Raw genomic sequence first — 12413 nt, forward strand, 5'->3', positions numbered from 1 at the left:
CAATCATGGATATTTTCTTAGGCGTTGGTGTTTTTATCGCTATCGTTGTAATACTAGTTTTAATCATCATTGGTGCTAAATCTAAGCTAGTTGCAAGCGGTGATATCATCATCGGCATTAATGGCGATGCAGACAAAGCCATTAAAACATCAGCAGGTAGTAAGCTATTAGGTGCACTATCTGAGTCAGGTATTTTCGTATCTTCTGCATGTGGTGGCGGTGGCTCTTGTGGCCAGTGTCGCGTACACATTAAAGAAGGCGGCGGTGATATTCTGCCAACTGAACTTGACCACATCTCTAAAGGTGAAGCACGTGAAGGTTGTCGCCTAGCGTGTCAGGTTAATGTTAAAAACGACATGGAAATTGAACTTGAAGAGTCAATTTTCGGTGTTAAAAAATGGGATTGTGAAGTTATCTCTAACGATAACAAAGCGACGTTCATTAAAGAACTTAAGCTACAAATTCCTGATGGCGAGTCAGTGCCGTTCCGTGCGGGTGGTTACATCCAGATCGAAGCGCCAGCTCACCATGTTAAATATGCAGATTTCGATATTCCTGAAGAGTATCGTGGCGATTGGAACCATTTTGGTTTCTTCGATCTGGAGTCAAAAGTAGACGAAGAAACAATTCGTGCTTACTCAATGGCTAACTATCCAGAAGAAGAAGGCATCATCATGCTTAACGTGCGTATCGCTACGCCGCCGCCAAGAAACCTAAGCCTACCATGTGGTAAAATGTCTTCGTACATTTGGTCACTTAAAGAAGGCGATAAAGTAACTATTTCTGGTCCATTTGGTGAGTTCTTCGCTAAAGACACAGACGCTGAAATGGTATTCGTAGGTGGTGGTGCAGGTATGGCACCAATGCGTTCACATATCTTTGACCAACTTAAGCGTTTAAACTCTAAGCGTAAAATTAGTTTCTGGTATGGTGCGCGTTCTAAACGTGAAATGTTCTATGTTGAAGATTTTGACGGCCTAGCTGAACAGAACAAAAACTTTGTTTGGCATACTGCGCTTTCAGATCCGCAACCAGAAGATAACTGGGAAGGCTATACTGGCTTTATCCATAACGTGTTATTTGAGAACTATCTTAAAGATCACGAAGCGCCTGAAGATTGTGAGTTCTACATGTGTGGTCCTCCAATGATGAATGCGGCTGTTATCACTATGCTTAAAGACTTAGGTGTTGAAGAAGAAAACATCTTACTAGATGATTTCGGTGGCTAATACCCAAACTGATTAAATTTAGTTAAAATACCAGCCTCGTCGCATTTTATGTGACGAGGCTTTTTTATATTAATTTTTAACCTATTAAGTAGGGTTGTTATGAACAAAGTAAATACTCCCCAGGGCATAATCGCCTTATTTATAATCACGCTGACTTTACTGTTATCTGGATGTGGAAAATCAGTCCCAGAGGAAACCTACTTAGAAGGTAAAACGATGGGTACAACTTACCACATTAAGTTTTACGCTGAGCAAGTTGACCCTCAAGCAGTACAAGCAGAAATCGATGCGGTTTTAGTTGATATCAACCAGTCTATGTCGACCTATATCGAAGATTCAGAAATAAACACCTTTAACCGTTTAGATGCCAACGAAGTAATGCCAATCAGTGATGATTTTAGAGCCGTTATTAGTGAATCAATGCGTATTGGTAACTCAACAAAGACCCTAGATGTGACTATGGGGCCGTTGATAGATTTATGGGGGTTTGGCCCAGATAAAAAACCAACAAAGCGCCCAACCGATGAAGCCCTGGCAAATATGATCAATAACATTGGTATAGATAAGCTAGTCCTTAACGAGCAAGGCTTAGCAAAAACGATGGCTGATTTAGAGTTGTCGTTTTCAGCAACTGCAAAAGGCTATGGTATTGATAAAGTGGCTGAGCTATTACAAAGCAAAGACATTACAGATTACATGGTTGAGATTGGCGGTGAGCTTCGTATTGCTGGTACAAAACCAGACAATCAAGCATGGCGAATAGCAATTGAACAACCTGATGCAAACCCAGGCGAGAGAAAAGTACACCGTGTACTTGCACCAGGTAATAACGGTATTGCCACCTCAGGTGATTATCGAATCTTTTATACTATGGATGGAGAAACCTATACGCATCTAATTGATCCTATGACAGGGATGCCAATTAAGCATGACTTAGTTTCTGTCACAGTTTTACACCCAAGCGCTATGACGGCAGACGGTTTAGCGACTGCTTTAACGGTTATGGGTATGGAAAAAGCACAACAGTATGCGCAGCAGCATGATTTGCCAGTGTATTTAATTGCTAAATCGGCACAGGGCTTAGTCACTTATTCAAGTCCTGCGTTTAAGCCTTATTTATAGTCTTTAGGTTTATATCCTTAGCATGAGGGTATATAATATACGAAGCTCAAATACGCTATTTGAGCTCATTTTATTGCTGAACAATAGGGGCTAAGCAATGTCACTTTTTTTCTAACCTTTGGCTTACTTATTTTAATTGTCGCTGCGATGGCGATAGGCATGATAGTTCAAAGAAAATCGATGGCGAGTAGCTGCGGAGGCCTAGGCTCTGTAGGTATTGATAAAGCGTGTGATTGCGATGATCCATGTGATAAACGCAAAAAGCGTCTAGCCAAAGAGCAAGTATGGAAAGAAAACCAAATTCTTTAAATAGATTTATTTCTGTTTAAACAAAAACCTCTCGTAGCTCACTACGGGAGGTTTTTTTATTTATATCGCTATAAATAAATCACCAGCTGATAAAATAATCGTGTTTTTATCTTGAACAGAAAACTCTCTTTGTTATACTCATGCCCGAACTTTCAGTAAGTTTTGAAAGTTCTATTGATGCGGATCAAAACTAGCTTAGCCAAATAGTGCTAATGCGTTGAGACTGTATTTCATGTCACTGTATAAGGCTTTACGGCTGCAACCTGTTTTTGTTGCCACTGTGTATGCCAAATTTTGTTATTAGTCATTTTAATAGGTTAATGTTTTTGAACTCATTTTCTTTATTTCATACCAGCGCTTTGCTTACCTTAGGTAAGTCAGTGTTGCATGAGCGCTGTAAAAAAGCGAAAAGAGGCGTGAGTGTGGCTATAACATTATTAGTTTTTAACGCCGTTATGTTGCTTAGTGGCGCTATTGAGGATGCCTTTAGGCTTGAAGCATTGGTGAGTGATGGCTTTTTTATAGAGCCATTATTACTGACGATTGCCGAATTTTTAGCTCATCCTATCTTATCGTGTCAGTTACTTATTGGCCTTAGTTGGCTATTGTTCCACATGTTTCCAGCGCGTCGTGCTGGAATAATCCTCCGTAAAGCAGCCTTTGCTTTTAGCGAGGCTAAAGTTCAGCAACCCGTGCAAGCTGCACATGGTTGTCGTGCTCCACCTAGCTTTACAGGTTGTCTGTTTACCCATTAATTTTATGGGTATAGGTTACACCTGTGGTATCTAATTATTTATTCTTGCTGTAAATAACGATTACTTTCATTGTAGCTTAGTGTTTTTACACACTCTCAGCCAACCACACCTCACCCAAGTTAATTTTTATTGCGTTATATTAATGTGTTTAAAAAAGCTGGGTTGGTTCTGCTAGGTGTTTTTTATTAAGCCAGTGGTCAATACTTCATGCTTGCATTCGCTCTGCATTATTTGTAATTCAATCTTAATTAACTTGGGTTTTTATCAAATATCGTTGCTAAATATTTTTGGCAGCTAATAAAAACTCTTTAGGTTTTAGGATAGTCCCTTGTTAATTCGTAACCTTTTTAATATTGCTTTAGCTAGTATGGCGCTGATTTTATCAGGCTGTAATGGCGGGGTACTCGACCCAAAAGGGCAGATAGGTATTGATGAGAAAAATCTGATCATCATCGCCACTGTGCTTATGTTGTTAGTTGTGATCCCCGTTATTGTGATGACTTTATATTTTGCTTGGAAATACAGAGACACACAAAACCATGAAATTTACGCACCAAAATGGGCTCACTCTAATAAGATTGAGGCTGTTGTATGGGCGGTTCCTATTGTTATTGTTGTTATTTTAGGTGTGATCACCTGGCAGTCAACTCAAGAGCTTGACCCTTATAAACCGATAGAGGGTAAAGGTGAACACTTAACTGTTGAAGTGGTGTCACTTAATTGGAAGTGGTTATTTATTTACCCTGAGCAAGGTATTGCTACGGTAAACGAATTGGTATTTCCAGCTAATGTTCCGGTTGAATACAAAATCACGTCAGAAAGTACCATGAACTCGTTTTTCATTCCCCAGTTAGGTAGTCAAATTTACTCAATGGCGGGCATGGAAACTAAGCTGCATTTAATTGCTAATGAGCCAGGCACGTTTAAAGGCTTTTCGGCTAATTACAGTGGTGCGGGTTTTACTGGTATGAAATTTAATGCCATTGCAACGCCAACAAAAGCTGATTTTAACCAGTGGATTGAACAGGTTAAAACCAACGCTAATAGCCTTACTCATGCCAATTATGTTGAGCTTGCCAAAGCGAGTGAAAACAATCCCGTCGCTTATTATGGCAAGGTTGATGACGGTTTATTTCATACCATAGTGATGAAATACATGCAGGCGCATGGCGATATGAACAAAAAACACCACTCGATGGGTAAACATCAGCAGATGAGTAATGAGCATCAGGCAATGGGTAATCATTCAATGCCATCATCACACAGCCAGGGCGAGGAATAATCATGTCGTTTTTAGGTAAATTATCTATAGATGCAATTCCGTTTCATGAACCTATTATCATGGTTACCATGGCGGTGATTGCTGTTGTCGGGCTTATTATAGCTGGGCTAATAACAAAATATAAAAAATGGGGTGTGCTTTGGCGTGACTGGATCACCTCGGTTGATCATAAACGCTTAGGCGTCATGTACATTTTATTAGCGCTAATCATGCTGTTTCGTGGTTTTTCCGATGCCATTATGATGCGTGCGCAGTTAGCGCTTGCTACCAGTGGTGCACCAGGTTACCTGCCGCCAGAACATTACGACCAAATATTCACCGCCCATGGCGTTATTATGATCATCTTTATGGCAATGCCATTTATGATTGGTTTAATGAATATTGTTGTACCACTGCAAATTGGTGCTCGCGATGTGGCTTTTCCATTTTTAAATAATTTAAGTTTTTGGTTTACTGCCAGTGGCGCCATTTTAATAAATCTATCGCTGATATTTGGTGAATTTGCTAAAACAGGCTGGGTTGCTTACCCACCGTTGTCGGAGTTGACCTTTAGCCCTGGGGTAGGGGTCGATTATTATATTTGGGCCTTGCAAATATCGGGGCTCGGTACGCTATTAACCGCTGTTAACTTCCTAGTGACAGTATTTAAAATGCGTGCCCCTGGTATGACACTGATGAAAATGCCAATTTTCACATGGGCATGTACATGGGCAAATATCTTAATTGCGGCATCATTTCCAATTTTAACCGCCGTGCTTGCCATGCTAACGCTAGACCGTTATTTAGATTTTCACTTCTTCACTAATGAAGCAGGCGGAAACGCCATGATGTATATCAACCTGTTTTGGGCATGGGGTCACCCAGAGGTATACATTTTAGTATTACCAGCTTTTGGTATCTTCTCTGAAATAGTATCTACCTTCACTGGTAAACGCTTATTTGGTTATAAATCGATGGTATATGCCAGCGGTGCCATTTCTATTCTTGGCTTTATTGTATGGTTACACCACTTCTTTACTATGGGGTCAAGCGCCAATGTAAATGCCTTCTTTGGGGTGATGACCATGGTCATAGCTGTGCCTACTGGGGTTAAGTTATTTAGTTGGTTGTTTACTATTTACCGTGGCCGTTTGCGCATTACTGTACCGGTACTTTGGACGCTAGGTTTTATGGTTACCTTCAGTATTGGTGGTATGACGGGGGTATTACTGGCAATCCCTGGTGCCGATTATGTATTGCATAACAGCTTATTCTTAATCGCTCACTTCCATAACACCATTATTGGTGGCGCAGTATTTGGCTACTTAGCCGGGTTTGTTTTTTGGTTTCCAAAAGCAATGGGCTTTAAGCTTGATGAGCGTTGGGGTAAAGCGTCATTTTGGTGTTGGTTAATCGGTTTCTTCGTAGCCTTTATGCCATTGTACGTACTTGGCTTTTTGGGCATGACGCGTCGCTTAAACCACTCTAATAATCCTGATTGGAATATCTGGCTTTATATTGCTGCAGTGGGGGCCGTGATTATTATGTTCGGTATTATTTGCCAAATTATTCAGCTATATGTGAGCTTTAAAAACCGCGAAGCGCTTGATGATACCACTGGCGATCCTTGGAACGGTCACACCCTTGAATGGTCAACGTCATCACCACCGCAATACTATAACTTTGCTGAAATCCCGCATGTTGATGATATTGATACATGGACTGATATGAAAGAAAAAGGCCTAGCTTATCAAGCTAAATCTAGCTATAGCCCAATTCATATGCCAAAAAATACCGCATCGGGTGTGCTTATTGCTGCGAGTTTAACGGCGTTTTGTTTTGCCATGATCTGGCATATTTGGTGGCTAGCAGGGCTTGGTTTTATTGGCGCGATTGCGCTGTTTATTAACCGTGCTTACACCAGTGGTGTAGATTACTACGTGCAAAACGATGAAATATTACAAATTGAAGGCGCGCATATTGCCAGTAATACGAAGGAGGTAAGCGCATGAGTACGTTATCTGCAACTCAAGGCCATGTAAATTTAGAGCCTCATAGCTTAAGTCATACGCATGAACATCACGATACCTCTGGCGATACAATCTTTGGTTTTTGGCTTTATTTAATGACCGATTGCCTTTTATTTGCCTCATTTTTTGCAACCTACGCAGTGCTTTATATGAACACCGCAGGTGGTGTATCGGGCAAAGATATTTTTGAGCTTGATTTTGTTGCCGTAGAAACTGCGGCGCTACTTATAAGTAGTATTACTTTTGGTTTTGCCATGATTGCCGCTCAAGGGCAAAAAAAGGCGCTGACGCTTGGTTGGCTCGCGGTCACTTTTTGTTTAGGCGCGGTGTTTATTGGTATGGAAATTTATGAGTTTCATCATTTAATTGTTCATGGCAATGGCCCACAGCAAAGTGCTTTTTTAACATCGTTTTTCTCATTAGTGGGCTTGCATGGTTTACATGTAACTGCAGGCCTTATCTGGATGAGCATAATGATGATTGAGGTGATTAAGCGCGGTTTAGGTAAACAAACCGTCACGCGCTTAAGTTGCTTAAGCTTATTTTGGCACTTTTTAGATATTGTGTGGATTTGTGTATTTACCGTTGTTTATTTAATGGGGGCAATATAATGAGCCATAGCGAAACACATGCTTTAGAGAAAATGCAAAGCCAACATTATGATCAGTCACACGGTAGTGTTAAAACCTATCTTATTGGCTTTGTATTGTCAGTGATTTTAACGGCCATTCCATTTTGGATGGTGATGGAGGGCGACTTTTCAAAGGTCACCACGCTTTGGAGTATTGTTACTTTAGCAATCGTGCAAATTTGGGTGCATTTAAAATACTTTTTACACCTTAATTTCACCACTGATGAAGGTAAAGCGAATACCTTTACCTTCTTGTTTAGCGCGTTGATCATCGTCATGGTGGTTGGACTGTCTGTTTGGATCATTTATGAATCAAACGCAATGATGATGTACTAGGGTCTGTTGACCTTTCAAGGTTGAATCTGCAGCAGCCTGTTTGGTATTTAGGTAAGGCAGAGCCTATGTAGTGTGGTTATTTCCCATAAATAGGCGATAACGCAGCATCAATGCCAAACAGGCGCTGCCCGAAGGGTTCTGCCTAGGGGCGATTTACTCTTTGTTGCTCGGTTTTGACTTAGCCCACTAGGTTACAAACCTCGCGCCGCGATTAAACCGCCCCTAGTTTGAACAAATTTTAATCCGCAAAGGTCAACAGACCCAGAGGTTTCAGATGTTTCGTCGTTATTTAGCTGTTACTAAGCCAGGTATTATTATGGGGAATTTGATCAGCGTTGCCGGTGGTTTTTTACTCGCCGCCCGCGGTGATATAGACCCATGGTTAATGTTGGTTACCTTGGTTGGTTTATCGCTTGTTGTTGCATCGGGATGTGCCATAAACAATGTTATTGATAGAGACATTGATGTTGCCATGGCGCGTACTCGCTCACGTGTGACTGTAACGGGCGAAATGTCTGCAAAAGCCGCTTTAAGCCATGGCGTGTTATTAGGGCTAATTGGCTTTGGCTTATTAATCGCCTTTACCACTCAAGCGGCGGTATTTTTTGCCGCCTTTGGCTATGTCATCTATGTAGGGGTTTACAGCCTCTACATGAAACGCAACTCTGTTTACGGCACCTTTATTGGTAGTCTGTCGGGCGCAGTTCCACCTGTTGTTGGCTATTGCGCCGTTACGGGTGTGTTCGATATGGGCGCATTAATACTGCTGGTGATGTTTAGTTTGTGGCAAATGCCGCACTCATATGCAATTGCTATTTTTCGCTTTAAGGATTACCAAGCCGCTAATATTCCAGTATTGCCCGTGGCACAAGGTGTTAATAAAGCTAAGCGCCATATTGTGCTTTATATTGCCGTATATGCTTTAGTGGTGATGCTATTGCCAATTAGTGGTTATACCGGTGCTGCCTTTATGGCCGTTGCCTGTATCACCAGTTTTTGGTGGTTACTCATGGCACTTAGAGGGTATCGCTACAACATTGACACCACCCGTTGGGCACGCCAAGTGTTTGCGTTTTCAATTATTAATATTACCGCTTTGAGTATTGCCATGGCGGTAGATTATCAAACAATTGCGCCACAGTTAGTGGCGCTAAACTGATCATCATCTGATCAATGAACCGAGTTAATTCCCAAAGTTAACCAAAGGCTCTGAGCATTGCGAGGAGCCTTTTTTCATTCCTAAAACAAGGCCGCTATTGAGTGCTTATTGGCATCTACCAGACTTTGTTTTATTTTATTTCTTATAGCGGCTGATTTATTTTGACTGAGTTTGAAGTTACCTTGCCAGTGAATTGGCGTAAGCTCTATAAAACTCAGGTGTTGATACATTGTATTGCGATGCTGCTCAGGCACTTCATTAATTTTCCACTCAGGCTCAAATGTTTTCTCAAAATGACTAGTAAGGGTTCGCATTACGAGATCTTTTTTTAGCTCATCTTTAATAATATGTACTTTTGCAGTCACTAACACCGATGCGTAAAGCCAGCTAGGCAATGTTTGATTATCCGCATAGGAGGGTGATAAATAGCAATTGTCACTATTAAAGAGTAAATTCACCTGTTTATTATCAAGCTTTGATAGTGGATTATGCTTTGCTACATGTGCAATAAACATATTTTCTAAAGAGTTGAATAACATAGGTACATGACAAATGTTATTTAATTGACTATTTGAGCAGGGCATAAAAATTGTTGCTAATGGAAAATTATTAATAAGCGCATGCAATTGCTCGGTATTTTTTTGCATAAAGTGCTCGGGTGGGTACATTATAATAGCTCCTCAAGTCGTAACTTTATAGCTGGCCATTGCTCGTCAATAATGCTGAATTTTGCGGTGTTGCGATATGAACCATCTTCTAGACGTCGGTCTTTTTGGGCTATTCCTTCAAACTTAGCGCCTAAACGGGCAATGGCATTGCGTGATTGTTGATTGTGCTCATGGGTATTAAAACTAATCCGTACTAAATTAAGTTGATTAAATGCATATCTCAGAAGTAAATATTTTGCATGCGTATTTACGTATGTTCGCTGTGCAGTGAAGCTAATAAAAGTATGGCCAATTTCAGCGCTTAAGTTGTTACTGTCTAACCTAAATAAACGGGTTGTGCCAACAACTTGCTGTGAATGTTTATCAATAATGGCAAAAACCACTTGCTCGTTTTGATTAAACTGCGCGCTATGTGTAAACCATTGCTCCAACTTAACTTGGGTTTGTGTGTAATTACTTAATACCCACTGCCAAACTTGTGGGTGTTTACCTGCTTGATATAGACCCTCGAGATGTTTGAGTTTAAGTGGCTCTAAGGCAACCTTGTTGGTTTGATGAATTTGCGTTGTGAACATTATAAGCCCCATATTTTGCTATTTATTCATAACAAATGTACGCTTTATTGGTTTGTTAAAAACAACCAAAATTTAATTTTTACCTATACCAGTTTGGAAAGTGTTTATGCAGCCACTTAATATAAAGCTCACTAGCCAGAGTAAAGCTAAATACCTGCAAATAGCAGATGCACTTAGGGAGTCGATTATAAAAGGGGACATTCTCGCTGGCAGCAAACTCTGCTCTGCACGCGATATGGCACAAGCGTACGGATTAAACCGCCATACAATAATGAATGCCCTACAACTTCTTGTCGCAGAAGGATGGTTGGAATCCTATGAACGATCAGGCTACAGCGTTACCAATACATTGCCTATTCAAAACAGTATAAACACTGCCCAGTCTCAAGCATTGGATCCTAAGCCGTATCGATTTGCTACCACGCTTACGGTGTCAGAACCTATAATGGACTTAAATCACTATGCTTATAACTTTGCTGGAGGCTTACCCGATTTAACACGCTTTCCCTATAAAGAATTTAAACGCTCTGTAAGTCATGTGTTTAATCATTTAGATACCAGCCAATTTCATTATGGTAGTGTGGCTGGGGAGCCTAATTTAAAATCGCAAATTAGTCATTATTTATACAAAGCACGAAACCTAAAAACAGCCGATATTCTTATGTGTAATGGCTCTCAAGAAGCGCTTTTTTTAGTATCAAAAGCCTTTATTAATAAAGGCGATTATGTTGCAACCGAAACCTTAGGTTACCCGCCTGCTCGTAAAGCATTTGCAGCATGTGGCGCGCAGCTTATAGATATAAAACAAGATGATGAAGAGTTGTGTGTTGATGATTTTAAAACTCAGCTTGAACGCTATCCCATTAAACTTCTGTATTTAACGCCACTGCATCAATACCCAACGACTGTGACCTTATCACCCACCCGGCGCTTACAAATTTATCAGCTGTGTTATGCCCATAATGTGATGATTATTGAAGATGACTACGACCATGAATTTCACTACCGTTGCCAGCCTTTGCAACCCATGGCTGCCGATGACCCCGCAGGCATTGTGATATATCTATCAACGTTTTCAAAAATTATGTTTTCAGCAGCAAGGATTGGCTATATCTGTGCAGCGCCTGGGGTAATCGCACAATTAACCGCATGGAAGCAGCTAATGAACCATAAAAATGATGTGATTATGCAATTAGCTGTCGCACACTGGATGAAAGAAGGTGGTTTTGAACGCCATTTAAAGCGTATGACAAAGCTCTATAAGCAGCGCTATGAAGCGATGGGTGATTATCTAACGCAGCTGCAATTATCAGGCTATCCAATTGAATATATAAAACCCGACGGTGGCATGGCGATGTGGGTTAATTTAAATAAACCGGTGGACCAATTAAAGCAAGTACTGCAAAGTAAAGGTGTGTATGTACAGGTTGAGCCTGAATTTTACTTTAAAGACTCAGAACGTAGCTTAATACCTAAGCAACATAGTTATGTACGTTTAGGATTTGCTGGGCAATCAACTTTGGCGATGCAAGCTGGGCTTAAATTGATTGCTGAACACGTTTTCAAATAAAGCTTATTTACTTAAGCTTTCAGCATCATAAAACATCGGTTTCAATGTGCCACAATTTATAAACTTATAATTTAGCTCACCAGCAGAGGGCACTTCAGTTGAGGTGCGAAACTTTTGTAAACAGGCACCACTTAAATCAACAAACATAATATGATGATAGCTTGGTGGTTGAGTTATTTGGTGAATGTAAATACGCTCGTTATTTTTTAGCGTAACCATGTCGTACTGTTGCCATTTTGAGGCTGGGCTTAAATCAGTTAGCTCACGAGTAAATAACTGCTCGCTAAGCTCTATTAATTTATCGCTGTAAACTAAGCTACCTCCTTGTCTATAATCTCCAAGATACACATCTGCGGTAATTGCGACTTCTTCGCCTCGCATTAAGCGTTGAATATTAAACGGCTTTGATTTTACGGTAACTAACTCAGCATCACGTACTAAATCTAAAAATGGAATATCAGATACATCTACCTTGTACATAACATGCATATCATAAGGAAGCTCAAAGCTTGGAATGTTAATGGCGTATACACTTGAACCTTTATTAACCAATACCAAGGCATGCTCTGCTTCATACTTGGGGTTTAATGGCGGAAGTTCTGGTGGTTCTTCGGCATTAGCAAGCGAGCTGGTACAAAATACAATGCTGATAAATAAAGATACGAAATAAGGTAGCCGCATAATAACCTCAATTAATTTATAGATATAAAGTGTAGTATACATTTATAAAAAATTATCTTTAGTTAAATTTTAGTAAGGCTTAAACGT

General features: G+C 40.4%; 13 protein-coding genes. 10 read left to right on the plus strand and 3 right to left on the minus strand.

What is annotated here, in order from left to right:
• Positions 1 to 5: 5 nt before the first annotated feature.
• The 9 genes from nqrF to cyoE all read left to right on the plus strand — a co-directional run bounded on the left by nqrF (position 6) and on the right by cyoE (position 8832).
• Entirely contained in the window at positions 6 to 1229 is a 1224-nt protein-coding gene (nqrF, locus tag AB8618_RS03675) for an NADH:ubiquinone reductase (Na(+)-transporting) subunit F (RefSeq protein ID WP_413401405.1), read from the plus strand.
• Between the two features lie 99 nt (positions 1230 to 1328).
• A complete protein-coding gene (locus tag AB8618_RS03680; RefSeq protein ID WP_413401406.1) occupies positions 1329 to 2351 on the plus strand; it encodes an FAD:protein FMN transferase in 1023 nt (340 codons plus the stop codon).
• A gap of 147 nt (positions 2352 to 2498) precedes the next feature.
• On the plus strand, positions 2499 to 2660 hold the full coding sequence (nqrM, locus tag AB8618_RS03685; RefSeq protein WP_050947007.1) for a (Na+)-NQR maturation NqrM: 162 nt from the start codon (positions 2499 to 2501) through the stop codon (positions 2658 to 2660).
• A gap of 326 nt (positions 2661 to 2986) precedes the next feature.
• Positions 2987 to 3415, plus strand: a complete 429-nt coding sequence (locus tag AB8618_RS03690; protein WP_413401407.1) for a hypothetical protein — start codon at positions 2987 to 2989, stop codon at positions 3413 to 3415.
• Positions 3416 to 3743: 328 nt separating this feature from the next.
• Positions 3744 to 4697: a ubiquinol oxidase subunit II gene (gene cyoA / locus AB8618_RS03695; RefSeq protein ID WP_413401408.1), complete on the plus strand. Its 954-nt coding sequence runs from the start codon at positions 3744 to 3746 to the stop codon at positions 4695 to 4697.
• Between the two features lie 2 nt (positions 4698 to 4699).
• Complete coding sequence (gene cyoB / locus AB8618_RS03700) at positions 4700 to 6688, plus strand: cytochrome o ubiquinol oxidase subunit I (RefSeq protein WP_413401409.1); 1989 nt, start codon at positions 4700 to 4702, stop codon at positions 6686 to 6688.
• Entirely contained in the window at positions 6685 to 7317 is a 633-nt protein-coding gene (gene cyoC, locus AB8618_RS03705; RefSeq protein WP_413401410.1) for a cytochrome o ubiquinol oxidase subunit III, read from the plus strand. Before cyoB ends, cyoC begins: the two co-directional genes overlap by 4 nt.
• The gene (gene cyoD, locus AB8618_RS03710; RefSeq protein ID WP_413401411.1) at positions 7317 to 7673 is read left to right on the plus strand and encodes a cytochrome o ubiquinol oxidase subunit IV; all 357 of its coding nucleotides are present in this window, start codon (positions 7317 to 7319) and stop codon (positions 7671 to 7673) included. Before cyoC ends, cyoD begins: the two co-directional genes overlap by 1 nt.
• A gap of 274 nt (positions 7674 to 7947) precedes the next feature.
• The gene (gene cyoE, locus AB8618_RS03715; protein WP_008111919.1) at positions 7948 to 8832 is read left to right on the plus strand and encodes a heme o synthase; all 885 of its coding nucleotides are present in this window, start codon (positions 7948 to 7950) and stop codon (positions 8830 to 8832) included.
• Positions 8833 to 8912: 80 nt separating this feature from the next.
• On the opposite strand, the gene AB8618_RS03720 is transcribed toward cyoE, so the two are convergent.
• Positions 8913 to 9500 (minus strand): FMN-binding negative transcriptional regulator, encoded by a 588-nt coding sequence (locus tag AB8618_RS03720; protein ID WP_409424875.1) that lies wholly within the window; start codon positions 9498 to 9500, stop codon positions 8913 to 8915.
• A complete protein-coding gene (locus AB8618_RS03725) occupies positions 9500 to 10075 on the minus strand; it encodes a GNAT family N-acetyltransferase (RefSeq protein WP_138605611.1) in 576 nt (191 codons plus the stop codon). Before AB8618_RS03725 ends, AB8618_RS03720 begins: the two co-directional genes overlap by 1 nt.
• A 106-nt stretch (positions 10076 to 10181) precedes the next feature.
• Here AB8618_RS03725 and AB8618_RS03730 point away from each other — a divergent pair, with 106 nt between their 5' ends.
• Entirely contained in the window at positions 10182 to 11645 is a 1464-nt protein-coding gene (locus AB8618_RS03730; protein WP_413401412.1) for a PLP-dependent aminotransferase family protein, read from the plus strand.
• A 3-nt stretch (positions 11646 to 11648) separates the two neighbouring features.
• On the opposite strand, the gene AB8618_RS03735 is transcribed toward AB8618_RS03730, so the two are convergent.
• Positions 11649 to 12326, minus strand: a complete 678-nt coding sequence (locus AB8618_RS03735; protein WP_413401413.1) for a hypothetical protein — start codon at positions 12324 to 12326, stop codon at positions 11649 to 11651.
• Positions 12327 to 12413: the final 87 nt, after the last annotated feature.

The sequence above is a fragment of the Pseudoalteromonas sp. RW-H-Ap-1 genome, from assembly GCF_048318575.1.
Classification (GTDB): Bacteria; Pseudomonadota; Gammaproteobacteria; order Enterobacterales; family Alteromonadaceae; genus Pseudoalteromonas.

Bases quoted from the DNA above. Each gene is read 5' to 3' on its own strand.
- nqrF (WP_413401405.1), top strand. From the start codon at position 6: ATGGATATTTTCTTAGGCGTTGGTGTTTTTATCGCTATCGTTGTAATA.
- AB8618_RS03680 (WP_413401406.1), top strand. From the start codon at position 1,329: ATGAACAAAGTAAATACTCCCCAGGGCATAATCGCCTTATTTATAATC.
- nqrM (WP_050947007.1), top strand. From the start codon at position 2,499: ATGGCGATAGGCATGATAGTTCAAAGAAAATCGATGGCGAGTAGCTGC.
- cyoB (WP_413401409.1), top strand. From the start codon at position 4,700: ATGTCGTTTTTAGGTAAATTATCTATAGATGCAATTCCGTTTCATGAA.
- cyoC (WP_413401410.1), top strand. From the start codon at position 6,685: ATGAGTACGTTATCTGCAACTCAAGGCCATGTAAATTTAGAGCCTCAT.
- cyoD (WP_413401411.1), top strand. From the start codon at position 7,317: ATGAGCCATAGCGAAACACATGCTTTAGAGAAAATGCAAAGCCAACAT.
- cyoE (WP_008111919.1), top strand. From the start codon at position 7,948: ATGTTTCGTCGTTATTTAGCTGTTACTAAGCCAGGTATTATTATGGGG.
- AB8618_RS03720 (WP_409424875.1), bottom strand. From the start codon at position 9,500: ATGTACCCACCCGAGCACTTTATGCAAAAAAATACCGAGCAATTGCAT.
- AB8618_RS03725 (WP_138605611.1), bottom strand. From the start codon at position 10,075: ATGTTCACAACGCAAATTCATCAAACCAACAAGGTTGCCTTAGAGCCA.
- AB8618_RS03730 (WP_413401412.1), top strand. From the start codon at position 10,182: ATGCAGCCACTTAATATAAAGCTCACTAGCCAGAGTAAAGCTAAATAC.
- AB8618_RS03735 (WP_413401413.1), bottom strand. From the start codon at position 12,326: ATGCGGCTACCTTATTTCGTATCTTTATTTATCAGCATTGTATTTTGT.